General features: G+C 67.7%; 20 protein-coding genes. 11 read left to right on the plus strand and 9 right to left on the minus strand.

The window, feature by feature from the left end:
* Nucleotides 1-327: 327 nt before the first annotated feature.
* The 4 genes from HWX03_RS00360 to HWX03_RS00375 all read right to left on the minus strand — a co-directional run bounded on the left by HWX03_RS00360 (nucleotide 328) and on the right by HWX03_RS00375 (nucleotide 4,943).
* Nucleotides 328-1,557 carry a hypothetical protein gene (locus tag HWX03_RS00360; protein WP_244132545.1) on the minus strand — a complete coding sequence of 410 codons (1,230 nt, stop codon included), beginning with the start codon at nucleotides 1,555-1,557 and terminating at the stop codon, nucleotides 328-330.
* A gap of 228 nt (nucleotides 1,558-1,785) precedes the next feature.
* Nucleotides 1,786-3,426: a chaperonin GroEL gene (gene groL / locus HWX03_RS00365; protein WP_175869842.1), complete on the minus strand. Its 1,641-nt coding sequence runs from the start codon at nucleotides 3,424-3,426 to the stop codon at nucleotides 1,786-1,788.
* A gap of 12 nt (nucleotides 3,427-3,438) precedes the next feature.
* Nucleotides 3,439-3,729: a co-chaperone GroES gene (groES, locus tag HWX03_RS00370; RefSeq protein ID WP_048248265.1), complete on the minus strand. Its 291-nt coding sequence runs from the start codon at nucleotides 3,727-3,729 to the stop codon at nucleotides 3,439-3,441.
* 194 nt (nucleotides 3,730-3,923) lie between these two features.
* Nucleotides 3,924-4,943, minus strand: a complete 1,020-nt coding sequence (locus HWX03_RS00375) for an NAD(P)-dependent alcohol dehydrogenase (RefSeq protein WP_175869843.1) — start codon at nucleotides 4,941-4,943, stop codon at nucleotides 3,924-3,926.
* 126 nt (nucleotides 4,944-5,069) lie between these two features.
* On the opposite strand from HWX03_RS00375, the gene HWX03_RS00380 reads away from it, so the two are divergent.
* Nucleotides 5,070-5,999 (plus strand): LysR substrate-binding domain-containing protein, encoded by a 930-nt coding sequence (locus HWX03_RS00380; RefSeq protein WP_175869844.1) that lies wholly within the window; start codon nucleotides 5,070-5,072, stop codon nucleotides 5,997-5,999.
* A gap of 123 nt (nucleotides 6,000-6,122) precedes the next feature.
* Here HWX03_RS00380 and HWX03_RS00385 read toward each other — a convergent pair whose 3' ends face one another.
* On the minus strand, nucleotides 6,123-6,326 hold the full coding sequence (locus HWX03_RS00385; RefSeq protein WP_174387168.1) for a hypothetical protein: 204 nt from the start codon (nucleotides 6,324-6,326) through the stop codon (nucleotides 6,123-6,125).
* Nucleotides 6,323-6,916 (minus strand): hypothetical protein, encoded by a 594-nt coding sequence (locus HWX03_RS00390; protein ID WP_244132546.1) that lies wholly within the window; start codon nucleotides 6,914-6,916, stop codon nucleotides 6,323-6,325. The genes HWX03_RS00385 and HWX03_RS00390 overlap by 4 nt, the downstream gene beginning before the upstream one ends.
* Before the next feature lie 295 nt (nucleotides 6,917-7,211).
* Here HWX03_RS00390 and HWX03_RS00395 point away from each other — a divergent pair, with 295 nt between their 5' ends.
* The 6 genes from HWX03_RS00395 (at nucleotide 7,212) to HWX03_RS00420 (ending at nucleotide 13,267) form a co-directional block, all read left to right on the plus strand.
* Complete coding sequence (locus HWX03_RS00395; protein ID WP_175869845.1) at nucleotides 7,212-7,931, plus strand: SDR family oxidoreductase; 720 nt, start codon at nucleotides 7,212-7,214, stop codon at nucleotides 7,929-7,931.
* Nucleotides 7,932-8,067: 136 nt separating this feature from the next.
* Nucleotides 8,068-10,026, plus strand: a complete 1,959-nt coding sequence (locus tag HWX03_RS00400) for an arylsulfatase (protein ID WP_175869846.1) — start codon at nucleotides 8,068-8,070, stop codon at nucleotides 10,024-10,026.
* Between the two features lie 16 nt (nucleotides 10,027-10,042).
* Entirely contained in the window at nucleotides 10,043-11,092 is a 1,050-nt protein-coding gene (locus HWX03_RS00405; protein WP_175869847.1) for a formylglycine-generating enzyme family protein, read from the plus strand.
* On the plus strand, nucleotides 11,089-11,901 hold the full coding sequence (locus HWX03_RS00410; protein WP_175869848.1) for a MetQ/NlpA family lipoprotein: 813 nt from the start codon (nucleotides 11,089-11,091) through the stop codon (nucleotides 11,899-11,901). The genes HWX03_RS00405 and HWX03_RS00410 overlap by 4 nt, the downstream gene beginning before the upstream one ends.
* Nucleotides 11,895-12,878 carry a YkgJ family cysteine cluster protein gene (locus HWX03_RS00415; protein ID WP_175869849.1) on the plus strand — a complete coding sequence of 328 codons (984 nt, stop codon included), beginning with the start codon at nucleotides 11,895-11,897 and terminating at the stop codon, nucleotides 12,876-12,878. The genes HWX03_RS00410 and HWX03_RS00415 overlap by 7 nt, the downstream gene beginning before the upstream one ends.
* A gap of 62 nt (nucleotides 12,879-12,940) precedes the next feature.
* On the plus strand, nucleotides 12,941-13,267 hold the full coding sequence (locus HWX03_RS00420) for an antibiotic biosynthesis monooxygenase (RefSeq protein ID WP_174429328.1): 327 nt from the start codon (nucleotides 12,941-12,943) through the stop codon (nucleotides 13,265-13,267).
* Between the two features lie 10 nt (nucleotides 13,268-13,277).
* Here the strand turns inward: HWX03_RS00420 and HWX03_RS00425 are convergent, their stop codons facing one another.
* Both HWX03_RS00425 and HWX03_RS00430 read right to left on the minus strand, forming a co-directional pair.
* The gene (locus HWX03_RS00425) at nucleotides 13,278-14,168 is read right to left on the minus strand and encodes a hypothetical protein (RefSeq protein WP_175869850.1); all 891 of its coding nucleotides are present in this window, start codon (nucleotides 14,166-14,168) and stop codon (nucleotides 13,278-13,280) included.
* A gap of 155 nt (nucleotides 14,169-14,323) precedes the next feature.
* Entirely contained in the window at nucleotides 14,324-15,256 is a 933-nt protein-coding gene (locus HWX03_RS00430; RefSeq protein ID WP_175818918.1) for a LysR family transcriptional regulator, read from the minus strand.
* Between the two features lie 206 nt (nucleotides 15,257-15,462).
* On the opposite strand from HWX03_RS00430, the gene HWX03_RS00435 reads away from it, so the two are divergent.
* The 4 genes from HWX03_RS00435 to pdeR all read left to right on the plus strand — a co-directional run bounded on the left by HWX03_RS00435 (nucleotide 15,463) and on the right by pdeR (nucleotide 23,961).
* Nucleotides 15,463-16,236, plus strand: a complete 774-nt coding sequence (locus tag HWX03_RS00435; protein ID WP_175869851.1) for a putative hydro-lyase — start codon at nucleotides 15,463-15,465, stop codon at nucleotides 16,234-16,236.
* Between the two features lie 84 nt (nucleotides 16,237-16,320).
* Nucleotides 16,321-17,619 carry an MFS transporter gene (locus HWX03_RS00440; RefSeq protein ID WP_174429324.1) on the plus strand — a complete coding sequence of 433 codons (1,299 nt, stop codon included), beginning with the start codon at nucleotides 16,321-16,323 and terminating at the stop codon, nucleotides 17,617-17,619.
* A gap of 125 nt (nucleotides 17,620-17,744) precedes the next feature.
* A complete protein-coding gene (locus HWX03_RS00445) occupies nucleotides 17,745-21,383 on the plus strand; it encodes a hydantoinase B/oxoprolinase family protein (protein WP_175869852.1) in 3,639 nt (1,212 codons plus the stop codon).
* A gap of 574 nt (nucleotides 21,384-21,957) precedes the next feature.
* Nucleotides 21,958-23,961, plus strand: coding sequence for a cyclic di-GMP phosphodiesterase (pdeR, locus tag HWX03_RS00450; protein WP_174429322.1), 2,004 nt, complete (start codon nucleotides 21,958-21,960; stop codon nucleotides 23,959-23,961).
* A gap of 48 nt (nucleotides 23,962-24,009) precedes the next feature.
* Here pdeR and HWX03_RS00455 read toward each other — a convergent pair whose 3' ends face one another.
* Nucleotides 24,010-24,873, minus strand: a complete 864-nt coding sequence (locus HWX03_RS00455) for a crotonase/enoyl-CoA hydratase family protein (protein WP_175869853.1) — start codon at nucleotides 24,871-24,873, stop codon at nucleotides 24,010-24,012.
* Nucleotides 24,874-25,012: the final 139 nt, after the last annotated feature.

A 25,012-nucleotide genomic window follows, 5' to 3' on the forward strand; every position in this document is an offset into this window, starting at 1 on the left:
GATCGTCTCGGTAGATCGATGACGTGTCGTTACACGGAATGTGTCGCATGCACGTGCTCGAACGCGCGCATGGCGATGCATGACCACCGCATCGACACCGTGTTCAAGCGTGCACGGGAAGGACTACGGCGCGCACCGTCCGCGTGGCGGCAGGACGGTGGCTCGGGAAGGAGACGCAGGCGTCCGGCCTGTCAGGCGGAAAAGCAACTCGGAGGGCGAGGACTTCGAATGCGCATGGCGCGTGCTCGGAGGTGGATGGCGAACCCATTCTAGTGAACGGATGCGCGGGCGCAAGTAAAAAGGTCGTAAAGGCGTGTGAATCGCCGGTTACGTGCACTGCCATAGATGCGCGCTAGTGCGGCAGGGCGCGCACCAGAACGTGTAGTTCGCGCCGCCGCTGCCCCACAGCCATGCGCTGCCATCGACCTGCGGAAGATGTGAATCGAGCTGCATCGCGAAGTACATCGTGCGGCCGCAATCGGGGCAAGCGGGATACCACGCAGACTGCACCCACGACGGCGGACCGCCTATACGGCTCAGGTTTTGCCGGTCGTTCGACTCGCCCCAGTCCTGCCAGGCCCAGCGCGCGGGGGCGGCAAAGAGCGTGACGTCGGATTCCACAAACGTGGCGGCCGGGTAGTCGGGCTGGATCGCGGTGTCGCGCTGCTGCGATGGATGAGCGGTCGGATGGCCCCACTCGTCGTGCCGGTAGAACAGCGGGCCGTCGCTCTCCCAGCCGAGACACGACAGGCAGGTGTCGAACGACACAGGTGTTGCGCTGTCGATGCCGGCTTCGGTCGGTTGCGGCAGCGTCACCAGGCGGTGCAGCGGCTGATGGCACAGGCCGCATCGATGCGTCGACACGCCGCCGAAGTGCGCCATCCATCGATGTGATTCGCCTGCGTGCCAGGTTGCATGATTCGCCTGAATTTCGCGTTTCCACTTCGGCATCTCGCGAAGCGCCGGCGCCCGCAACGTTCGTCCGAAGTCGATATGCAGCGGCGACGCGCCGTGCAATGTGCGCAACGTGCCGTGCTCAAGCGTGTAGCCGGTGGACATGAGCCAGTTAGCGGCTTGCTGTGGATTGTCCGGAAAAAGCCGGGCCGCCGCGTCGAGTACGGCTGCAGGCTGTCGCGAATGGAGCAGTGCGACAGCGCGTGTGCGCGCCGCATCGTCAAGGGCAGGGGTTTCCGCAAGCCGTTGGCGCCACGCGTCGATCGTCGCAGGATCGAGCGCCCGCCACGCGTGCTCCGCGAGATACAGGCTCGGCGACCGCGGGCCGAGGACTACGTCGAGCAGAGTGTTCCAGTGACCGGCAAACACCTGCGGCAACCGTAGCGCCACGCTCGACAGGACATTCGCGAGCCGCTCGTTCCATGCACCTTCAAGCACCCGTCGCCACGCTTCGGCGGCAACTTTCTCGAACGAGGTGTCGTCCATCAGATCGAGTGCAGCGTCGATGAACGTCGCATGCGGCAACGTGCGCTCAAACGACGCGATGACGAGATCGACGAGCGCGGCTGGTTCATCGCGCCGCAGTGCGAGCATCTGCGCCATCGGGTCGTTGCCGGTCCAGCCGAGGCGTTCGTAATCGTCCAGAATGGTTTGTGCGGTAGGCATGGGAGCTGAACGGTGGTCGTTCGCTTCATCTTACCCGAGCACGGTAACGGCTCCGCAGATGGTCGATCCCAAAGAAAAACGCGTGACGACTTTCGTCGCCACGCGTTTCCTTTTTCTGCATAACTGCGTGTACGCCGGCGAACCGGCGCGCACGTTGCCGCGTCGTCAGAAATCGAACCCCGGCCCGCCCGCGCCCGGGCCGCCCGGCGCGGCGGCGGGCGCCGCATCCTTCGGCGCTTCGAACACGGTTGCATCGGTCGTCAGCAGCAGCCCGGCCACCGATGCCGCGTTCTGCAGCGCGGTGCGCGTGACCTTGGTCGGATCGAGCACGCCCGATTCGACGAGGTCGCCGTACTCGCCCGTCTGCGCGTTGTACCCGAAGTTGCCCGTGCCTTCCGCGACCTTCGCGACGACGACGCTCGCTTCCTCGCCCGCATTCGCGACGATCTGGCGCAGCGGTTCTTCCAGCGCGCGCAGCACGATCTTGATGCCTGCGTCCTGATCGGCGTTCACGCCCTTCAGTTCGCGGATCGCCTGCCGCACACGGATCAGCGCGACGCCGCCGCCCGGCACGATGCCTTCCTCGACGGCCGCACGCGTGGCGTGCAGTGCGTCGTCGACGCGATCCTTCTTCTCCTTCACTTCGATTTCAGTCGCGCCGCCGACCTTGATCACCGCCACGCCGCCCGCGAGCTTCGCGACGCGTTCCTGCAGTTTTTCACGGTCGTAGTCGGACGTCGCTTCGTCGATCTGCACGCGGATCTGCTTCACGCGCGCTTCGATGTTCTTCGCATCGCCCGCACCGTCGATCACGGTCGTGTTTTCCTTGCCGACCTCGATGCGCTTCGCCTGGCCGAGCTCGGCGAGCGTGGCCTTCTCGAGCGTCAGGCCCGTTTCCTCGGCGATCACCTGGCCGCCGGTGAGGATCGCGATGTCCTCGAGCAGCGCCTTGCGGCGATCGCCGAAGCCCGGCGCCTTGACCGCGACCGTCTTCAGGATGCCGCGGATGTTGTTCACGACGAGCGTCGCGAGCGCTTCGCCTTCGACGTCTTCCGCGATGATCAGCAGCGGCCGGCCCGACTTGGCGACCTGTTCGAGCACCGGCAGCAGGTCGCGGATGTTCGAGATCTTCTTGTCATGCAGCAGGATGTACGGGCTTTCGATCTCGGCGATCTGCTTGTCCGGATTGTTGATGAAATACGGCGACAGGTAGCCGCGATCGAATTGCAGCCCTTCGACGACGTCGAGCTCGTCGGCGAGCGACTTGCCGTCCTCGACGGTGATCACGCCTTCCTTGCCGACGCGGTCGATCGCCTCGGCGATGCGCTGGCCGATCGATTCCTCGCCGTTCGCGGAGATCGTCGCGACCTGCGCGATTTCCTTGCTCGTGGTGGTCGGCCGGCTGATCTTCTTCAATTCGTCGACGGCCGCTGCGACGGCCTTGTCGATGCCGCGCTTCAGGTCGAGCGGGTTGAGTCCGGCCGCGACGTATTTCTGGCCTTCGCGGACGATCGCCTGCGCGAGCACGGTGGCCGTCGTCGTGCCGTCGCCGGCCGCGTCGCTGGTGCGCGACGCGACTTCCTTCACGAGCTGCGCGCCGATGTTCTGGAGCTTGTCCGCGAGTTCGATTTCCTTCGCGACCGACACGCCGTCCTTCGTGACGACGGGCGCGCCGAAGCTGCGTTCGAGCACGACGTTGCGGCCTTTCGGCCCGAGCGTGACCTTCACCGCGTTCGCGAGGATGTTCACGCCTTCGGTCAGCTTCGACCGTGCGACGTCGCTGAAAATGATTTCCTTGGCTGCCATGATTGCGCTCCGTTATTGATTGACGACCGCGACGATGTCTTCCTCGCGCAGCACGAGAAACTCGTTGCCGTCCACCTTGACGGCTTGCCCTGCGTACTTGCCGAACAGCACGCGTTCACCGACCTGCAGGTCGAGCACGATGCGCTGGCCGTCCGCGTCCTTGCGGCCGGGGCCGACGGCGATCACTTCGCCCTGGTCGGGTTTTTCGGCGGCGCTGTCGGGAATCACGATGCCCGATGCGGTGGTGGTTTCCTGGTCGAGTCGCTTCACGATCACGCGGTCGTGCAAGGGGCGTAGGCTCATCTTTTCGTCCTGTGCTGTTCTGTCGAAATGGGCTGGCACTCTTTAACAGAGAGTGCTGACGAGTATAAAAATGCGCGGCCGCGCGATCCAATAACGGATTCCGAAAAGCATTTGCGCGAATGCGCTTTGGGCGGGAGAGTGGGGAAGGGGGAGGGGAGATGGCGGATGAAGGCGACTTGCGCCGCCTTCGTTCGTTACTGTGCGACGCGAATCACCACCTTGCCGAAGTGCTGCCCCGATTGCAGGTACGCATACGCTTGCGGCGCCTCGTCGAAGCCGAACACGCGATCGACCACCGGCTTGATCCGTTTCGCGTCGACGAGCCGCACGACGTCGTCGAGCATCGCGCGGCTGCCGACCATGAGGCCGTGCAGTTGCTTGATGCCGCCAATCAGCGACAGCAGCCCCAGCTCCGGTCCGTCGAAGCTGCTGACCCCGCCGATCACCGACACGATGCCGCCGATTTTCGTCGCGGCGACCGAGCGCGGCAGCGTGTCGCGTCCGCCGACTTCGACGACGAGATCCGCGCCCGCACCGCCGGTGAGCCGCAATACTTCATGTTGCCATTCGGGCGTCGCGCGATAGTTGATCGTTGCGTCCGCACCGAGTGCGCGGGCGCGTTCGAGCTTCGCGTCGCTCGACGACGTGATGATCGTGCGCAACCCGGCGGCCTGCGCAAGCTGCAGCGCGATGATCGACACGCCGCCCGTGCCTAGCAGCACGACGGTCGCGCCCGGCCCCAGTCCGCCGTCGACGAACAGCGCGTTCCAGGCGGTGACGCCCGCGCACGACAGCGTCGCCGCCTCGTCGTAGTCGAGATGCGCGGGAATCGCGACCAGCGCGGCTTCGTCGGACACGAAGCGTTCGGCGAGCACGCCGTCGAATTGCGCGCCGGGCGAACCCGACACTTTGTGCGGCGTCGGCGGCCCGTCGATCCAGCGCGGGAAGTAGGTGTTGATCACGCGGTCGCCCGGCTTGAAGCGCGTGACGTCGCGGCCGGTCTCGACGACTTCGCCGGCGCCGTCGGCGACCGGGATCAGCGCATCGGGGCCGATGCCGAGATAGTCGCCGCGCGCGAACATCAGGTCGCGATAGTTCAGCGCGGCCGAGTGGATCTTGACGACCACGTCGGTCGGCCCGACCGTGCGCAGCGTCGCGTCGATGCGCCGGAGCCCGGCAATGCCGTCGCCCGGTTTGATTTGCCATGCATGCATGTCGACTCCTTTTCGAGATAGTCGGGACTATCATAGTGTTGCGCAGGCGGACGCATTGGCGAGAATTCGGCCAACGATTGTCGCCGGCACGGACACAACCCTGTCATCCCATCGGAGCGGAACGGCATGGACGAACGGCTGAGAGGCGTCGCGGAATTTGTCGACGTGGTGGAATCGGGCAGCTTCGCGGCGGCGGCGCTGCGCCTCGGCATGACGCGCTCGGCCGTCGCGAAGATCGTCGCGCGGCTCGAACTCCGTCTCGGCGCGCGGCTGCTGCAGCGCACGACGCGTCAGCTCGGCCTGACCGATGAAGGGCTCGTCTATTACGAGCAATGCCGGCGGCTGCTGGCCGAACTCGGCGAGACCGAGGCCGCGCTCGACGCGGGCCGCCGCGAGCCGGCGGGGCGCGTGCGCATCAGCGTGCCCGTGCTGTTCGGGCGGCAGTGCGTGGCGCCCGTCGTGCGGCGTCTCGTCGAGCGCCATCCGCGGCTCGAAATCGACGTGTCGTTCAGCGATCGCGTGGCCGACCTCGTCAACGACGGTTTCGACCTGGCGGTGCGCATCGGCGAGCTGGCCGATACGAACGCGCTGGTCGGCCGCAAGCTCGGCGTGCAACGCATGGGCATCTGCGCATCGCCCGCGTATCTCGCGCGTCATGGCCGGCCGTCGGGGCTCGATGCACTCGCGTCGCACGTCGGCATCGCGTATTCGCGCGGCGGACAGCCGACGCCGTGGCGGGTCATCGGCGCGGACGGCGCGGTGCACGACCATCGCGCGGCCGGCCGGCTGCGGTTCGACGACCTGCAGGCGATCGCCGACGCGGCTGCGGCCGGCGCGGGCCTCGCATGGCTGCCGTGCTGGCTGATGGCGCCGTACGTGCGCGACGGCCGCCTCGCGCTCGTGATGGACAGCGACAGCGTGTCGGGCGCCGAGGTGTTCGCGGTGCGGCCGGCGTCGCGTCACGTGCCGTCGAAGGTGCGTGTGGTCGTCGACGCGCTGGTCGACGAGATTCCGCACATGCTGGCGTCCGATGACGCGAGCGGCGAACGCGGATGACGGCGACCGATTCTCCGGCGACGACGCGACAATCTGGTTGGATGCGCATCGCGCTCGCGCGCGTCTCGCATAGTCAGCCTGAACCGAGGGAGGAAAAGCCGGCAAGTCGCTTTTTTCGGGCGACTAGCGCTTGCGTCGTCGCGGATCGATACCGTGTTGTTCGAGCAGCTTGCGCAGCCGCGAGTTTTCGATCCACAGTGAAGCGAACGCGGTCACCGTCATCAGGATCGGAAACCATTCGCCTGTCGCGCTGATGATCGCCCAGCCTACGGCCGTGACAATCAGTGCCGTGACGATGAGAAGCAATCGGTCTGCAAGCCACTTCATTGCGTACCCCGGATCGCAGTGTTCGCCTTCAGGCCGAGATAGCTGTGCGAGCCCGGTGCAAGCACTTCGGGATGGCGCAGAATTTGAGCCATGACCAAAGGGTGAACCGCGAGTCCGTAACGTGTACCCCATCGAGCGACCGCCAAAGACATATTGATTCCTCGCTTGCCGACTCCGCATGCCAATGACGCATCGGTTGCGACCATCAAGCTGCCAATGACTGCGCCCAGATAGATGCTGGCAAGAATAGAACTGCCGATGGTGACGCCTTCCAACTTCGTCGTGGCGCCAATCAGTTCACCGAACGTTGCATCTGCACCTAATGTTTTCAAGACATCCATCATCGCGGCAACGCTGACGATGGACGTTTGTAGTGTTGCGAAAAGCGTTGTTGGAACGGGCATGTGCAACGCGGTCATGTTTGCATGGAAGGCTGTGGAAAAACTCGGACATTTCGACATCTGGATTTTCTCGGGATAAGTCGTGAAATTCTTACATATCCCTTTCTCCAGATTGACCGGCAACTCTAGCAGGTTGTCGAGCAGACCGATCGAGTTTAGATCGGATGATGGCGCCGGTGATATCCCCACCAATCGTGCCGGGTGGCGTTGATGCTGACATGCCGACCGATCGCGCCAGCCTCCGCGATTGTCGCGATCGGCGTAGTTTTGTCGCTCGCCTTGACCGTCTTGAGACCTTTTCTAACGTTTTAACACCAAGCACGGCGACGGTATGGCGAACGTTGTAGCGACCGCTCGACGCAACGCTGCCGACGACCGTACGCGTTTCTCACCACTGCGGCACAATCGGCCGGCGCACGCGCACACCGTGTGAACACCGGCGCGTCGCGCCGTTTCCTCCGGATTCCTCGTCAAGGGCACGCCCATGTCATCCCGCACTTATCTCGTCACCGGCGCGTCGCGCGGCATCGGCCTCGCGATCAGCACGACGCTCGCCCGACGTGGCCATCACGTCGTCGGTCTCGCGCGGCAGGCGCAGGGCATCGACTTTCCCGGCGAATTGCTCGCGTGCGATCTCGCCGATATCGAGCAGACCGCCGCGACGCTCGCGCAGATCGGCGAGCGCCACGACGTCGACGGCATCGTCAACAACGCGGGCATCGTGTTGCCGCAACCGCTCGGGAAGATCGATTTCCAGTCGCTGCAGACCGTGTTCGATCTCAACGTGCGGGCCGCGATCCAGGTCACGCAGCACTTTGCCGACGCGATGAAGGCGCGCGGCTACGGGCGCATCGTCAACATCTGCAGCCGCGCGATCTTCGGCAGCCTCGACCGCACCGCGTATTCCGCCGCGAAGAACGCGCTGGTCGGCTGCACGCGCACGTGGGCGCTCGAGCTCGCCGAACACGGCGTGACCGTCAACGCGGTGGCGCCCGGCCCGATCGAGACGGAACTGTTCCGCCAGACGCGGCCGGTCGGCAGCGAAGCCGAGCGCAAGGTGCTCGCGACGATTCCCGCGCGCCGGCTCGGCACGGCCGACGACGTCGCGGCCGCGACCGCGTTCTTCCTGTCCGACGAAGCCGGTTTCGTTACCGGGCAGGTGCTGTCGGTGGACGGCGGCGGCAGCCTCGGCGGGCGCAGCTGACGCACGGCGGTTCGGTGCGCGGCGGACGGCGCGCAGCGCATATTCCCCCGCCCCGTTAGCATGTGACGAATCCGACTTTGGGCGTTGCGCGCGCGACGCTAAGATCGCCGCTCCCGTAGATCGAGCGTCAACAAGAATGAAAAAGTCCGCGTCGCCGTTGCATGCTTTTCGTTTCCGTGTCGTCTGCGCCGCGATTGCCGGCGCGGTGTCGCTCGCGTCGTGCGGCGGCGTCGACAGCGATCCGCCGCCTCCGCAGGCCGGCACGACACCGCCGCAGGCCGCGAAACGCCCGAACATCCTGTACATCATGGCCGACGATCTTGGCTATTCCGACATCCATGCGTTCGGCGGCGAAATCAACACGCCGAACCTCGACGCGCTCGTCGCGTCGGGCCGCATCCTGTCGAACCACCACACGGGCACCGTCTGCGCGATCACGCGCGCGATGCTGGTATCGGGCACCGATCACCATCTCGTCGGCGAAGGTACGATGGGCGTACCGACCGACGAGCGGCGCGGGCTGCCCGGCTACGAGGGCTACCTGAACGATCGCGCGCTGTCGTTCGCGCAACTGCTGAAGGACGCCGGTTATCACACGTATATCGCGGGCAAGTGGCACATCGGCTCGGGCATCGTCGGCAGTACGACGGGCGGCGGGCAGACGCCCGACCAGTGGGGCTTCGAGCGCAGCTACGTGCTGCTCGGCGGCGCGGCGACGAACCACTTCGCGCACGAGCCGGCCGGCTCGTCGAACTACACGGAAGACGGCCGTTACGTGCAGCCGGGCCAGCCCGGGCAGCCGGGCGGCGCGGGCGGCAGCCCGGCCGTGTTCTATTCGACCGATTTCTATACGCAGAAGCTGATCTCGTACATCGATGCGAGCAAGCAGGACGGCAAACCGTTCTTCGCGTACGCGGCCTACACGTCGCCGCACTGGCCGCTGCAGGTTCCCGATCCGTGGCTGCACAAGTACGCGGGCGTATACGACGCCGGCTACGATGCGATCCGCAATGCGCGGATCGCCCGACAGAAGGCGCTCGGCCTGATTCCGGCCGATTTCAAACCGTTCGACGGACTGCCCGAGACGACGGCCGCATCGCCCGCGACCGCGAACAACGGCACGGCCAGCGCGAAGTACATCAACGCGGTGCATTCGGCCGCGGACGGCTACAGCGACTACGGCCCCGGCAAGGTCGACAAGCTGTGGTCGAGCCTGTCGCCGGCCGAGCGCCGTGCGCAGGCGCGCTACATGGAGATCTACGCGGGGATGGTCGAGAACCTCGACTACAACATCGGACTCCTGATCCAGCATCTGAAGGACATCGGCGAATACGACAACACGTTCATCATGTTCCAGTCGGACAACGGCGCGGAAGGCTGGCCGATCGATGCCGGCGCGGACCCGACGGCGACCGATACCGCGAACGGACAGGACCCGATCTACTCGACGCTCGGCACCGACAACGGCAAGCAGAACGCGCAGCGCCTGCAGTACGGGCTGCGCTGGGCCGAAGTGAGCGCGGCGCCGTTCCGGCTCACGAAGGGCTATTCGGGCGAAGGCGGCGTATCGACGCCGACGATCGTGCACCTGCCGGGCCAGTCGCAGCCGTTGCCGACGCTGCGCGCGTTCACGCACGTGACCGACAACACGGCGACGTTCCTCGCGGTCGCGGGCGTCACGCCGCCGTCGCAGCCGGCGCCGCCGCTCGTCAACACGCTGACGGGCGTCGACCAGAACAAGGGCAAGGTGGTCTACAACAACCGCTACGTGTATCCGGTCTCCGGCCAGTCGCTGCTGCCGGTGCTCACCGGCTCCGCGACGGGCGAAGTGCATACGACGCCGTTCGGCGACGAAGCGTATGGCCGCGCGTACCTGCGCAGCGCCGACGGCCGCTGGAAGGCGTTGTGGACCGAGCCGCCGCTCGGGCCGCTCGACGGTCACTGGCAGCTCTACGATCTGGCGGCGGATCGCGGCGAGACGACCGACGTGTCCGCGCAGAATCCGTCGGTGATCAGCACGCTGGTCGACCAGTGGAAGACTTACATGGGCAACGTCGGCGGCGTCGAGCCGCTGCGTCCGCGCGGCTACTACTGAGCGCGGGGGCGACACGATGCGGTTGCGCTTCTGGACGATCGGCGCGGCGCTTGCCGCCACGCTGTTCGCCGCCGCGTTCGCGGCGGGCTATGCGAATCCGGCGGCGCCGGCAGGCGGCGCGTTCGACGACCTGAATCGCGGCCGCGCGCTCGCGCCGCTCGGTTCGGAGCGCCAGTGCGAACGCTATGCGGGGCTGCCGTCGAAGTGGCGCGACGATCCGCAGGCGGGGATGGTGCACTTGCGCGGCGGCGCGTTCGTGTTCGGCAGCACGCGCGGCTATGCGGACGAGCGTCCGGTCGGCGACGGCAAGACGCGCGTCGGCGGCTTCTGGATCGACCAGACCGACGTGACGATCGCGCAGTTCGCCGCGTTCGTGCAGGCGACCGGTTACGTGACCGAGGCCGAGCAGCAGGGCGGCGCGGCGGTGTTCCATGTGCCGACGCGCGACGAGATGAATGCGCGTGACCTCGCATGGTGGTCGTGGGTAAAGGGCGCGTCGTGGCGGCATCCGCGCGGGCCTAGCAGCGGTATCGATGGACTCGGCAACCTGCCGGTGACGCTCGTCACGCAGCGCGATGCGCTCGCGTATGCGCACTGGCTCGGCCGCGACCTGCCGACCGAGGCCGAATGGGAATACGCGGGCAAGGCCGGCCGCGACGACGCGTCGCTCGATGCGGCGCCGCGCGACGCACAGGGCAAGCCGGCCGCGAACTACTGGCAGGGCGCGTTTCCGGTGCTCGACTCGGCCGAGGACGGCCACGCGGGGCTGGCGCCAGTCGGCTGCTATGCGGCGAACGGCTTTCGTCTTTACGACATGATCGGCAACGCATGGGAATGGACGAAGGACGCGTACACGGGCCCGCATCAGTCGCACACGAACGGCGACACGGCGGCCGTTGCACCGCCGACGCGCCGGCACGATACGCCGATGGTGATCAAGGGCGGCTCGTTCCTGTGCTCGCGCGATTACTGCGTGCGCTATCGCGCATCGTCGCGCGAACAGCAGGAAGCCGATCTCGGTGCGTCGCATATCGGGTTTCGCACGATCCTGAGGGACGCGTCATGACGGCGGGCATCGGGCGTCTCGCTGCGGCATGGCTGTTGATTGTGTGCGCGGCGATGCATCAGGGATCGGCGATGGCTGCCGAAGCGGCGGCACCGGCCGTGCGCGTCGGCGTCACGCGCGGCGTGCATGCGCAGATTCTCGACGAAGTGAAGCGGGTGGCCGCCGCGCGAGGGTTCGGCATCGACGTCGTCGAATTCGACGATGCGTCGCGCATCGACACGGCGCTGGCCGGCGGGCGGATCGACGCGGCCAGCTTCGAGGATGCGCAACAGCTTGCCGCGACCCGCGCGCAGAAGCGCTACGCGCTGACCGAAGTCGCGCCGACCGTCACGCTGCCGATGGCGTTCTATTCGCGCAAGCTGAAGAGCCTGAACGAACTGCAACCCGGCGCGACGGTCGCGCTTCCCGCCGATCCGCGCGGGATGGCGCGTGCGCTCGTGCTGCTGCAGAACGACACGCTGGTGACGCTGCGCGAGAGGGCCGGCCTGCATCCGACGTTGCGCGACGTGACGGGCAACCGGCTCGGGCTGAAGTTCGTCGCGCTGCGCCGCGACCGGCTTTACGCGGCCCTCGATACGGCCGCGTTCGTCGCGATCGACAGCGACGACGCGGCCCGCGCCGGGCTGCAACCCGCGCGCGACAGCATCAGCCTCGAGGACGCGCGCTCGCCGTATGCGAACGTGCTCACGGTGCGCGATACCGATCGTGCGAAGCCGTGGGTCGCGCAGCTCGTCGCCGCGTATCACTCGGACGACGTCGCGCGCTTCATCCTCACGCGCTACCAGGATTCGGTGCGGCGGCCGTGGTAGACACCTACCTGCTCGCGTGCAACGCGTGCGGACGCTGCTGCAACAGCGCGCCGACGCTGTCGTTGCGCGAACTGTTCCGGCATCGGCACCGCTTCGTCGGCGCATTGACGATCCGCCGCGTGCCGACGCGGCGGATCGGCGAACGCTGGCAGGCCGGCGGGCGCGAGCATGCGCTCGATGCGGACGACGTCGCGGCGGCCGATGCGCTGGCGGCCCGGCTGTTCCATCGCGGCGGCGTGCAGGGCGAATGGCTCGCGCTGACGCTGCAAGGCTACGACTATCCGTCGCTGGGCCGTTGCGCGGCGCTGGCCGACGACGGCCGCTGCGGCGTGCACGCGAACAAGCCGTCGATCTGCCGCGCGGTGCCGCTCGATCCGATGCTGCCCGACCGGTTGCAGGCCGGCGTGCTCGCGGCACGGCGCGACGATGCGGCATGGCTGGGCGCGAACTGCATCGTCGAGGCAGGGAGCGTGCAGTCTGCCGACGAATCGGCGTTCCCGATTCCGCTGGTGACGGCCGGGCAGGTCGCGGATCGTGCGGCGCTCGATGCGCATCGCGATGCGCTCGTGTTCGAGCGCGCGGTGTGGCGCGACGCCGTGTTCGCGTCGCTGGCCGACGGCGGGCCGGGCGTGAGCCATACGCTGTCGCGGCTTGCGCCCGGCGGCTACCTGACCGTGTCGATCGTGCCGGTCCTGCTGGCCGTCGCTCAGGTTTCCGCGCATTGCCGCGCGCTGTGCATCGACTTCATCGATACCCAACTGGCGTTGATCGGCACGAACATCGAAGCAGCGCTCGTGCGCCGGCATGCCGACGACCGGCCCGCGACGCACGAATTGCGCGGTTTCGCGCAGGCGCTGGAGCGGGCGCGACGGGCGCTCGCGGCAACGCCGGCACCCGCCGCTGTCACGCGTGACGACGCGTCGCGCATCGAAGCCTGGCTCGACGATCGCGTCGACGCCGCTCCGCTCGCCGCGTGACGATCGCGGCACACCGCGTGTGCCTTACACTTGGCGCTCTTTCAATCGTTCGGATGGAGCGCATGTACGCGTCGACCTTCATTTTCCGTGCCGGGCAGTACGACGACGAATTCCATCGGCTCGACCGGCAGATCGCCGACATGGCGCGTGCGACGCCCGGCTATCTCGGCGAGGAAACGTGGGAGAACGCGGAAGCCGGCCTGATCCAGAACGTCTACTACTGGGAATCCGAGGCGGCGCTGCGGCAGTTGATGCAGCATCCCGCGCATCTCGAGGCCAAGGCGAAGCAGGCGCGCTGGCTGGACGGGTATCGCGTCGTGATTTCGCAGGTGCTTCGCGAGTATGGCGACGGCAAGCTGACGCCGCCGCATCCGGGGCCATCCGCGTAAGGGTTGCCGGTCAGGCAGCCGCCCCGGCTTCTCCGGCGGCGGCCGGCTTGCCCGCCGCGCGCTCCCAGATCGGGAACGTCGCGTTCTCGACCGACGTCTGCGCGTCGATGACCTTGCGGTGATCGATGCCGGGCAGGTCGAGCAGCCGGTCGACCGCCGCCTTCGCGCCGTGTGCGTCCTGCGGGAATCCGCACGCGAACTGCTTGTTCGTATCGAACAGCACCCACCAGACATCCGACACGAATGGCCCGTGGTCGCTGGTTTCGATCAGGATCGCGCCGAGGTCGGACAGCGCGATGCCGCGCGTCGTCCCGGTCTGGTCGGTCGACGCGATGCGCGTATCGGTTGCCGTCACGGTCCAGCCGCTCTGCCGGGTAAACGGTCGGGCCGATGCCGGCGCGGCATTTGGCCGGGCCGGGCTGCCGGCGCCTGTGCCCGCGCCGGTCGGTACGACCCCATCCACGGCACCGACGGCAAGGCTCGGCGCCACGCCGTCCTGCCGCCCGCGCCCGTCGATCCACGGCAGCGCGGCGGCACCCACCATCGCCGCGATCCATAAGTAGTATCCGGCCCCGAACGTGCGGATCGTTTCATAGTTCGCGTCGGTCGGGATCGTATGCCACCCGAGCGCAAAGACCACGACCACGGCGAGCAGCGCCGACGCGGTACGGCTCGGCCTGAGCAGCGCGACGACGAACAGCGGGTTGCCGAGCCACGCGAATTGCAGGTCGAGGATCGCGAGCCCGCCGAGCGCGAGCACCGTGTAGCCGTGCCACCAGCTCACCGCGCCGGCCGCATTCGGCGGTTCGGCCGCAACGGGCAGCAGCAGCGACGCGGCATACAGCGCGATGATCACGACGCGCGCGAGGTTCAGGCGGGGCGAAGCGGAGCGAATCTGCATGTTGCCTTCCTGTCGTGCACGGTCATGCGAAGCGACGAATGCCGGACGGCCCGGCCTTCATTCACGAAGCGCGGCGCCGACGTGGCGATGCGCCGAACGCGATTGTGGGCGATTCGCGCGGCGATGTCGAACGCACGTGGTTCACCGCTGCGAAGTCAAAGCGCTTCGACCAGCAACCGCGTGCTCTTCTCGCAATACTCGTGACACGCCGCCCGCGCCGCGATCGACGCGCCATGCACGAACCGCGGCGCGTCGGCCCGCCGCGACATCGACACGACGATCGACGGCGGCGACGGCTGCAGCGGCAACTCGACGACTTCGCCGCTTTCGATCAGCGCGTCGACGAACAGCACCGGAATCGCGGCGACGCCGAAGCCGTCGCGCACCAGTTGCACGATCACCGAGATCGACGGCGACCCGGTGATGCGCGTTTCCGACAGCGGCACGCCGTGCGCGTGCGCGAGCGTGCGGACGATGTCCTCCAGCGCGCGGTGGGGCGCGGTGCCGCGCCCGTAGGTGAGGATTGGCTGGCGCAGCACCTGCCGCGCGAGGCCGGTGCGCGTGTTCGGCAGCAGCCCCGCGCGCGCGACCCAGCGCACCGGGTAGTTCGCGAGCGCGTCGCACACGACCGACGCCTCGTCGCTGCCTTCCACGCGGATGATCAGGTCGAGCTCGCCGGCCATCAGCCGACGCTGCAGCACGACGCTGACGTCGACGGTCAGGTCGATTTCCAATTGCGGATAGTCGGCCGCGAGCCGCCGCATATAGTGCGGCAGCCAGCTGTGCACGACCGTCTCGATCACGCCGAGCCGCAGCTTGCCGCGTAGCGCACGCTCGCCGGATGCGGCGGCCTGCAGTTCCTGCGTCGCCTCGACCACGGCTTTCGCATAGCCGAGCAGGTATTCGCCGTTCGGCGTGAGCCGGAACCCGCGGCTGTCGCGATCGACGAGGACAGTGTGCAGTTCGTCCTCGAGCGCCTTCAGGCGCTGCGAGATCGCGGCAGGCGTCGCATGCAGCGCCGCCGCGGTCGTGCGGAAGTTGCGCAGCTTCGCGAGCGTGACGAAGGTTTCGAGAAAACGCGTGTTCATGGCGGTCGGGCGAGCAGTGGATGCGCAGCTTGCCGGCGACGAAAAATGAACGGGACCGGGGAAAACCCGCGGATCCGTTAAGAAATTCTATACAACAGACGCAAAAAAACTCGTTGGCGACAAAATTTTTTCCTTTCTATGCTTCGCCGTATCCGATGACACACCACCGTCATCGCCACGCCATCCCGATTCTCTGACCGACCATCATGACGCCTTCCGAATTCCGCCAGTCCGTGCGCCGCGGCGCGTTCCGCGGCCCGACCGCCGGCCATTGCGGCCCGTTTGCCCAGGCGAACCTGGCGATCCTGCCCGACGCGTACGCGCACGATTTCCTGCGCTTCTGCCAGGCCAACCCGAAGGCCTGCCCGCTGCTGGGCGTCGGCGAACCGGGCGCGTTCCGGATCGACGCGCTCGGCGAGGATCTCGACATCCGCACCGACGTGCCGAGCTACAACGTATATAGGGACGGCCGCCTGACCGAGCGCGTCGAGTCGCTCGAAGCGCTGTGGCGCGACGATTTCGTCGTATTTGCGATCGGCTGCTCGTTCTCGTTCGAGGACATGCTCGCCCGCGAAGGGATCGGGCTGCGCCACGTCGAAGAGGGGCGCAACGTGCCGATGTACCGTACGTCGATCGCGAACCGCCGCGCGGGCGTCTTCGGCGGCCAGCTGGTCGTGTCGATGCGGCCGCTGCGCGGCGCCGACGCGATCCGCGCGGTGCAGATCACGAGCCGGTTCCCGGGCGTGCACGGCGCGCCGGTCCATATCGGCCACCCGCGGGAACTGGGCATCGAGGATCTGAACGCGCCCGAATTCGGCGACGCGGTGACGATCCGCGACGGCGAGCTGCCGGTGTTCTGGGCGTGCGGCGTGACGCCGCAAACCGCGCTGATGGACGCGAAGCTGCCGATCGCGATCGCGCATACGCCCGGCCACATGCTGATGACCGACATCACGAACGCGTCGCTGGCCGTGTTCTGACCGGCCGACCGCCCCGTACGCGACACACCTGCGACACACCGCACCCCACGCCATTTGACGACGCATCACGACAGGAGCACCACCATGGAAAGCAAGACCCTCGCGGCGAGCGCCGCCGAGCCCGCGAGCCGCGAGCGCAGCGGCCTGTTCTCGTGGTACGCGGATGCGCAGCCGCGCGAGCGCCGCGCATTCTGGAGCTGCAAGGTCGGCTACATGCTCGACGGAATGGACACGCAGATGCTGTCGTTCGTGATCCCGACGCTCGTCGCGACCTGGGGCATCTCGCTCGCCGACGCAGGCTTCATCGGCACGGTCACGCTGCTCGCGTCGGCGCTCGGCGGCTGGCTCGCCGGCATCCTGTCCGACCGGATCGGCCGCGTGCGCACGCTGCAGCTCACGGTGCTGTGGTTCGCGGTGTTCACCGCGCTGTGCGGGCTCGCGCAGAACTACCATCAACTGGTCGCGGCGCGTGCGCTGATGGGCTTCGGCTTCGGCGGCGAATGGACGGCCGGCGCGGTGCTGATCGGCGAAGTGATTCGCGCGCGCGACCGCGGCAGGGCGGTCGGCCTCGTGCAGTCGGGCTGGGCGATCGGCTGGGGGCTGTGCGCGCTGCTGTATGCGCTGCTGTTCTCGGTGCTGCCGGCCGAGCAGGCGTGGCGCGCGCTGTTCCTCGTCGGGCTCGCGCCCGCGCTGCTGGTCGTCGCGATCCGCCGCTACGTGAAGGAGCCGGACGTCTACGAGAAGGAGAAGGCCGCGCAGGCGAAAGTGGCCGATGCGCCGCGCCTCACCGAGATCTTCGCGCCGAAGCTGATCACGACGACGCTGCGCGCGGCGCTCCTGACGACCGGCGCGCAGGGCGGCTACTACGCGATCACGACGTGGCTGCCGACCTTCCTGAAGACCGAACGGCACCTGACGGTGATGGGCACCGGCGGCTATCTCGCGATGATCATCTTCGGCTCGTGGGTCGGCTACCTGACGAGCGCGTACCTGACCGATCGCCTCGGCCGCAAGCCGAACTTCATCCTGTTCGCGGTCGGCTCGATGGTGATCGCGTTCGCGTACACGTCGCTGAACCTGACCAACGCGTCGATGCTGTGGCTCGGCTTCCCGCTCGGCTTCTTCGCATCGGGCATTTTCTCGGGGATGGGCGCGTTTCTCACCGAGCTGTTCCCGACCCGCGTGCGCGGTTCCGGCCAGGGCTTCTGCTACAACGTGGGCCGCGCGATCGGCGCGCTGTTCCCGTTCCTGATCGGCGCGCTGTCCAAGCAGTACGGGCTCGGCACGAGCATCGGCATCTTCGCGGTCGCCGCGTACGGCGTGGTGATCGTCGCCGCGCTGACGCTGCCCGAGACCCGCGGCCGCGAACTCGACGCCGCCTGACCGACGGCAGCGGCCGGCCGGCCCTGCGTTTTTCTTCCCCTTTCATCGACACCGTGACACGGCGCGCGACGCGCGCCGTGCGGCGGCGCTCGTCCCTCGAATCAACGACGCATCGACCCGACATCATGACTGACCGACACCTTTCCCCCGTTCCCTCCGACGCCGCGCGCTGGCAATTCTGGATCGACCGCGGCGGCACCTTCACCGACATCGTCGCGCGGCGGCCCGACGGCACGCTCGTCACGCACAAGCTGCTGTCGGAGAACCCCGAGCAGTACCGCGACGCGGCCGTGGCCGGCATCCGCCACCTGCTCGGCCTCGCGGCAGGCGAGCCGATCACGCCTGCACGCGTCGACATGGTGAAGATGGGCACCACGGTCGCGACCAACGCGCTGCTCGAACGCAAGGGCGAACGCACCGCGCTCGCGACGACGCGCGGCTTTCGCGACGTGCTGCGCATCGCGTACCAGAACCGGCCGCGCCTGTTCGATCTCGACATCGTGCTGCCCGACGCGCTGTACGAAACGGTCGTCGAGATCGACGAGCGCGTCGGCGCGCATGGCGACGTGGTCGTGCCGCTCGATGTTCGGGGTGCCGAAGCATCGTTGCGCCGCGTGTTCGACAGCGGCGTGCGTGCGCTCGCGATCGTGCTGATCCACGGCTACCGCCATACCGCGCACGAACGCGCGCTGGCCGAACTCGCGCGCCGCATCGGCTTCACGCAGGTGTCGGTGTCGCACGAGGTGTCGCCGCTGATGAAGATGGTGTCCCGCGGCGATACGACCGTGGTCGACGCATACCTGTCGCCGATCCTGCGCCGCTATGTCGAGCAGGTCGCGCACGAGATGCCGGGCGTGAACCTGCAGTTCATGCAGAGCAGCGGCGGCCTCACGCGCGCCGATGCGTTCCAGGGCAAGGACGCGATCCTGTCGGGCCCGGCCGGCGGCATCGTCGGGATGGTGCGCGCGGCGCGCGCGGCCGGCTTCGGTCAGGTGATCGGCTTCGACATGGGCGGCACGTCGACCGACGTGTCGCACTACAACGGTGAATTCGAGCGCGCATTCGAGACGCAGGTGGCCGGCGTGCGGATGCGCGCGCCGATGATGAGCATCCACACGGTCGCGGCCGGCGGCGGCTCGGTGCTCGGCTTCGACGGCGCGCGGCTGCGCGTGGGGCCCGAATCGGCCGGCGCGAACCCGGGGCCGGCCGCGTATCGGCGCGGCGGCCCGCTGACGGTGACCGACTGCAACGTGATGCTCGGCAAGATCCAGCCCGATCATTTCCCGCGCGTGTTCGGTCCGCATGCGGACCAGCCGCTCGACCGCGACGGCGTGGTCGCGAAGTTCGCGGCGCTCGCCGATGAAATTCACGCGGCGACCGGGCGGCGCGAGACGCCCGAGGCGCTCGCCGAAGGGTTCCTGGAGATCGCGATCGGCAGCATGGCGAACGCGATCAAGAAGATTTCCGTGCAGCGCGGCCACGACGTGTCGCGCTACGTGCTGACGACGTTCGGCGGCGCGGGCGGCCAGCACGCGTGCGGCGTGGCCGATGCGCTCGGGATGACGCAGGTGTTCGCGCATCCGCTCGCGGGCGTGCTGTCCGCGTACGGGATGGGCCTCGCCGACCAGACCGCGATGCGCGAGCGCGCGGTCGAGGCCGTGCTGACCGACGCGTCGCTGCCGGCGCTGAACGCGGCGCTCGACCGGCTGGCCGACGAGGCCATCGGCGCGCTGCTCGAACAGGGCGTGCCGCCGCAGCGGATCGCGACCGAGCGGCGCGTGCACCTGCGCTACCAGGGCACCGATTCGGCGCTCGACGTGCCGGCCGGCAGCGTCGCCGCGATGCAGCAGGCGTTCGAGGCCGCGTACCGGCAGCGCTACGCGTTCCTGATGCCCGGCACGCCGCTCGTCGCCGAGCTGGCGTCGGTCGAGGCGATCGGCCGCTCGGACGCGCCGGTCGACCTCGCGCCGCTCGCGCCGCGCGGGGAAGGCGCGGCGCCGCAAGCGCACACGGCCGTGCGCTTTTATTCCGGCGGCCAGTGGCACGACGCGGCGCTGTACGTGCGCGACACGCTGCGCGCCGGCGACGCGATCGACGGCCCGGCGATCGTCGCGGAGCAGAACGGCACGACCGTCGTCGAGCCCGGCTGGCGCGCCGCGATGACCGCCCAGGGCAACCTCGTGCTGACGCGCACGACGCCGCTGCCGACGCGCCGTTCGCTCGGCACCGACGCCGATCCGGTGCGGCTCGAGATCTTCAACAACCTGTTCATGTCGATCGCCGAGCAGATGGGGCTGCGGCTGCAGAACACCGCGTATTCGGTGAACATCAAGGAGCGGCTCGACTTCTCGTGCGCGATCTTCGACGGCGACGGCAACCTGATCGCGAACGCGCCGCACATGCCCGTGCACCTCGGCTCGATGGGCGAAAGCATCCGCACGGTGATCGAGCGCAACCGCGGCCGCATGCGCGACGGCGACGTGTTCATGCTGAACGACCCGTATCACGGCGGCACGCACCTGCCGGACGTGACGGTCATCACGCCGGTGTTCGCGGACGGCTCCGACGCGCCGCTGTTCTACGTCGGCTCGCGCGGCCACCACGCGGATATCGGCGGCACGACGCCGGGCTCGATGCCGCCGGATTCGACCCATATCGACGAGGAAGGCGTGCTGATCGACAACTGGCAGCTCGTGTCGGCCGGCGTGCTGCGCGATGCCGACACGCGCGCGCTGCTGGCATCCGGCCGCTACCCGGCGCGCAACGTCGAGCAGAACATGGCCGACCTGCGCGCGCAGGTCGCCGCGAACCAGAAGGGCGTCGACGAGTTGCGCCGGATGGTCGCGCAGTTCGGCCGCGACGTCGTGCTCGCGTTCATGGGGCACGTGCAGGACAACGCGGAAGAAGCCGTGCGGCGCGTGATCGGCGCGCTGCAGGACGGCGCGTACCGCTACCCGCTCGACAACGGCGCGGAGATTCGCGTTGCGATCCGCGTCGACCGCGCGGCGCGGTGCGCGGAGATCGATTTCACCGGCACGTCCGCGCAGCTCGACAACAACTTCAACGCGCCGAAGGCCGTCTGCATGGCCGCGGTGCTGTACGTGTTCCGCACGCTGGTCGGCGACGACATTCCGCTGAACGCCGGCTGCCTGAAGCCGCTGACCGTGATCGTGCCGGCCCGTTCGATGCTGAACCCCGAGTATCCGGCGGCCGTCGTGTCGGGCAACGTCGAGACGTCGTCGGCGATCACCAACGCGCTGTACGGCGCGCTCGGCTGCGTCGCGTCGAGCCAGGGGACGATGAACAACTTCACATTCGGTAACGATCAATACCAGTACTACGAGACGATCGCGGGCGGCAGTGGCGCGGGCGACGGCTTCGCGGGCGTCGGCGCGGTGCAGACGCACATGACGAACTCGCGGCTCACCGATCCGGAGGTGCTCGAATGGCGCTACCCGGTGCGGCTCGATTCGCACCGGATCCGCGCCGGCTCGGGCGGCGGCGGCCGCTGGCGCGGCGGCGACGGCGCGGTGCGGCGGATCCGCTTCCTCGAGCCGATGACCGCGTCGATCCTGTCGAACAACCGGATCCACGCGCCGTTCGGCGCGGCGGGCGGCGAAGCCGGCGCGCTCGGCCGCAACACGATCGAGCGGGCGGACGGCACCGTCGAGGCGCTCGACCACATCGGCCGCGCGCAGATGGCGCCGGGCGACGTGTTCGTCGTCGAGACGCCGGGCGGCGGCGGCTACGGCGCGGCAGGCTGAGCCGTGCACCCGGCGCGGACGCCCCGCGCCGGGTGCCGGGGGTGCGGGTGGAGGATATTGCAACGAACTGTGGAATAAAGCCGCGCATTCACGCACGAACAGAATCAAAAATGGCGGGAAACCGGATCGCGGCATGCGATTCGACCCTGCCGCCACGGTCTCGCCGAAGATCGGGCCCCCATATCCATGGATCGGCCTCGAACGCCCGCCCGGCGGGGCTCCCGGCCCGGCACGCCGCCCCCGATGCGCACCGCGTCATCCACCCATTCGCAAGCGGCCAATCATGAAAAATCCCGCTTGCCAATCGAGTCCCGATTCCTTGACACTCTTCTCTAAATGTGAGTCCCAATCTTCATTGTCATTTGATAAGATGGCTCTCATCATTCGTAAGGCAGAACCTGCGCGCATCACGCGCGAACGCCGGCCGCATCAGCTGCAAACGAGTACGGGGCGAGGCTCGCTGTCACGGCATCACGGCCGCCCTGCCGGGCACGCGCACTGCGCGGCCCGGGAAGGCGGTGGGCCTGCTCGCCTCCGTCTACACTGTGCGTTTTTTTTGGATCGGGGCGTGTCCATGGATGACGAAAACGATAGCGCGGTGCTCGAGGCGCATGTCGGTACGCGCAGCCCCTGCTGGCGTCTCGGCAGCGACAGCAACGCGCTCGAACTGGCCGCGGTCCGCGGCCTGACCAACGTCGCGATCGCGCTGACGGTCGAGCAGGCCGCGCGCATCCGCGCGCTGACCGGCGTCACGTCGCACGTCGTGCTCGAGATCGTGCTGTTCGGCAACCCGGTCAGCCTCCATCTCGTCGGCAGGAAGGTCAATACGGTCGACTGGGCCGGCACGGCGTCCGCCTATTCCGATACCGAGTCCGTCGCCGGCGACCTGTCGCACGGGCTCGCGTTCGCCGAGCAGGTCGTGTCCGAAGTGAATTCGCTCGTCGTGATCCTCGATCGTAACGGGATGGTGCAGCGCTTCAACCGCCTGTGCGAGGAAGTGACGGGCAAGCGTGAGGTCGACGTGATCGGCCGCAGCGCGTTCGAGCTGTTCATGAGCCCCGAGCAGGGCGCGCAGTCGCGCAGCAACATCACGGGCTTCTTCGCGAGCAACCACTCGTTCGCGGTCGAGCGCTACATCAACACGGTCAACGGGCCGCGCCTGTTCCAGTTCCGCAACAAGTTCGTGCAGAGCGGCAGCGGCGTCGAAGAGCAGTTCCTGATCTGCTCGGGCATCGACATCACCGAGGAGCGCCACGCGCAGCAGCGGCTCACCGAGCTCGCGAACACCGACGTGCTCACCGGCTTGCCGAACCGCCACGCGATCAGCGAGCGCATCCATACGGCGATCGCCCAGGAGAGCGAGCAGGCGCGCGGCCAGGTCGGCATCCTGTTCCTCGATCTCGACAACTTCAAGCGCGTCAACGATCACTACGGGCACATCACCGGCGACCGCCTGTTGCAGGACGTGTCGGCGATCATCAGCGGCTGCCTGCCGTCCGGCGCGACGCTCTCGCGGCTCGGCGGCGACGAATTCCTCGTGCTGTTCGAACACAGCACGCGGCCGTTGCTCGAAGCGACCGCGCAGATCATCCTCGAACGGCTGCGCACGCCGATCCATCTCGGGCTGATGGAGGTCTACACGAGCTGTTCGATCGGCATCGCGATGTATCCGCTGCACGGCGATTCGCTCGAGACGCTGATCCGCAGCGCCGACACCGCGATGTACGTCGCGAAGGAAGAGGGCAAGCATACGTATCGCGTGTTCTCGCTGGAGATGAACCAGAAGGTCGCGAAGTACATGTGGCTCGACACGAACCTGCGCAAGGCGCTCGAGGAGGAGCAGTTCGTGCTGCACTATCAGCCGGTCGTCGATATCGCGACGGGCGACGTGCACGGCGTCGAGGCGCTGATCCGCTGGCAGTCGCCCGATCGCGGGCTCGTCGCGCCGATCGAGTTCATCCGCTTCGCGGAAGAGTCGGGGCTGATTGCGCCGCTCGGGCGCTGGGTGATGCGCACCGCGGCCGCGCAGGCCGCCGCATGGAAGGCGAAGGGGCTCGGCATCCGGATCGCGGTGAACGTGTCCGCGCGGCAGTTGCAGGACATGAACATCGTGCACCAGTTCGCGTCGATTCTCGACGGCGCGGGGCTGAAGCCCGGCCTGCTCGACATCGAGCTGACCGAGAGCTGCTTCATCGAGGACGAGGAGGCGGCCATCGGGCTGATGCGGCAGTTCCGCCAGCTCGGCGCGGAGATCCATCTCGACGATTTCGGCACCGGCTATTCGTCGCTGTCGCAGTTGTCGCGCCTGCCGCTCGACGCGATCAAGCTCGATCGCACCTTCATCACGGCCATCGACCGCAATCCGCGCTCGCAGGCGCTGGTGCGCTCGGTCGTGTCGCTCGCGAAGGCGCTGAATTTCGCGGTGGTCGCCGAAGGCGTCGAAACGCATGCGGAAGCCGAATTCCTCAAGCAGCTCGACGTCGATTACGCGCAGGGCTACTACTACGCGCGGCCGATGCCGGTGCAGGCGTTCGAGGCGTGGCTCGCGGAGACGAGAAAGCTCAGGCTGATCGCCTGAGCTCGTTCCGGAACAAGGCGCCGCCGGCCGTCGGCGGCGCCCGTCGCATTACACCGTGCGCAGTTTCGACACGCGCCGGTTCTGCAGCATCACCAGGCGTTCCATGTATGCGAGGTCCTTCGGCTCGATCGTGAACGCCGCATGCACCCACGCTTCCGTGATGTCCATCAGCTCCGAGCGCGACAGCTGGAACACGCGATCGCGGGCGCGCAGCATCGCACGGATGCCGTTCAGCTTGGGCTTCACCACGTCGATGAAGGTGCGCGTCGCCAGATACGCATCACCGGCGTCGAACGTCTCGTCGATCAGCCCCTGGTCTTCGTACCACTCGGCCGCATGCGCTTCGCCGGTCGCGATCAGCGATTCCGCGAGGCCGCGGTTCGTCTTGCGCGCGACCAGCGAATAGCCGCCCATGCCCGGGAACAGGTTGAACGCGATCTCGGGGAACCCGAGTTTCACGCCCTTCTGCGCGAGCACGTAGTGATGCGCGAGCGCGGCCTCGAAGCCGCCGCCGAGCGCGCTGCCCTCGACCATCGCGATCGAGATCGCGCCGGTGCCGAAGCCCGTGTAGATCTCGTACACGCCGTCGATGCACGAGCGCGCGTAGGCCATCAGCTGGTCGCGCCGGCCGCTGCGGATCGCGTCGACGAAGAAGCTCAGGTCGCCGCCGACGTTGAACAGCTCGGGGACGAGCGAGCCCGTCACCCAGAAGTCGAACGTGAGGCCCGAGTCGCGTGCGACGCGCGCGAGATGGATGATGTCGGTGACGAGTTGTTGGTTGAAGCACGGCCGCGGCTCCGATCGCAGCATCATCCACATGACATTACGGCCTTCTTCGTAGAAGGCGGTCAGTTGCGAGAGTTCGCCGGCTTCGTAAAACGGGCGGCATGCCGGATGAGATTGGAGTTGCATGGTATGTCCTCGTGAGATGTGATTTTTAAAGCGCGCCGCGCCAGGCGCCATGCGGGAATCGGGTTGCCTGCATGGCGCCTGGCGCGAGGCATCGCCATTGTTGCGCGCGCACAAAAGTCGAAATGCGGGGAACAACGCA

This window comes from Burkholderia sp. BCC0397 (assembly GCF_902832865.1).
GTDB lineage: Bacteria > Pseudomonadota > Gammaproteobacteria > Burkholderiales > Burkholderiaceae > Burkholderia.

Bases quoted from the DNA above. Each gene is read 5' to 3' on its own strand.
- HWX03_RS00360 (WP_244132545.1), bottom strand. From the start codon at position 1,557: ATGGCGCAGATGCTCGCACTGCGGCGCGATGAACCAGCCGCGCTCGTC.
- groL (WP_175869842.1), bottom strand. From the start codon at position 3,426: ATGGCAGCCAAGGAAATCATTTTCAGCGACGTCGCACGGTCGAAGCTG.
- groES (WP_048248265.1), bottom strand. From the start codon at position 3,729: ATGAGCCTACGCCCCTTGCACGACCGCGTGATCGTGAAGCGACTCGAC.
- HWX03_RS00375 (WP_175869843.1), bottom strand. From the start codon at position 4,943: ATGCATGCATGGCAAATCAAACCGGGCGACGGCATTGCCGGGCTCCGG.
- HWX03_RS00380 (WP_175869844.1), top strand. From the start codon at position 5,070: ATGGACGAACGGCTGAGAGGCGTCGCGGAATTTGTCGACGTGGTGGAA.
- HWX03_RS00385 (WP_174387168.1), bottom strand. From the start codon at position 6,326: ATGAAGTGGCTTGCAGACCGATTGCTTCTCATCGTCACGGCACTGATT.
- HWX03_RS00395 (WP_175869845.1), top strand. From the start codon at position 7,212: ATGTCATCCCGCACTTATCTCGTCACCGGCGCGTCGCGCGGCATCGGC.
- HWX03_RS00400 (WP_175869846.1), top strand. From the start codon at position 8,068: ATGAAAAAGTCCGCGTCGCCGTTGCATGCTTTTCGTTTCCGTGTCGTC.
- HWX03_RS00405 (WP_175869847.1), top strand. From the start codon at position 10,043: ATGCGGTTGCGCTTCTGGACGATCGGCGCGGCGCTTGCCGCCACGCTG.
- HWX03_RS00410 (WP_175869848.1), top strand. From the start codon at position 11,089: ATGACGGCGGGCATCGGGCGTCTCGCTGCGGCATGGCTGTTGATTGTG.
- HWX03_RS00420 (WP_174429328.1), top strand. From the start codon at position 12,941: ATGTACGCGTCGACCTTCATTTTCCGTGCCGGGCAGTACGACGACGAA.
- HWX03_RS00425 (WP_175869850.1), bottom strand. From the start codon at position 14,168: ATGCAGATTCGCTCCGCTTCGCCCCGCCTGAACCTCGCGCGCGTCGTG.
- HWX03_RS00430 (WP_175818918.1), bottom strand. From the start codon at position 15,256: ATGAACACGCGTTTTCTCGAAACCTTCGTCACGCTCGCGAAGCTGCGC.
- HWX03_RS00435 (WP_175869851.1), top strand. From the start codon at position 15,463: ATGACGCCTTCCGAATTCCGCCAGTCCGTGCGCCGCGGCGCGTTCCGC.
- HWX03_RS00440 (WP_174429324.1), top strand. From the start codon at position 16,321: ATGGAAAGCAAGACCCTCGCGGCGAGCGCCGCCGAGCCCGCGAGCCGC.
- HWX03_RS00445 (WP_175869852.1), top strand. From the start codon at position 17,745: ATGACTGACCGACACCTTTCCCCCGTTCCCTCCGACGCCGCGCGCTGG.
- pdeR (WP_174429322.1), top strand. From the start codon at position 21,958: ATGGATGACGAAAACGATAGCGCGGTGCTCGAGGCGCATGTCGGTACG.
- HWX03_RS00455 (WP_175869853.1), bottom strand. From the start codon at position 24,873: ATGCAACTCCAATCTCATCCGGCATGCCGCCCGTTTTACGAAGCCGGC.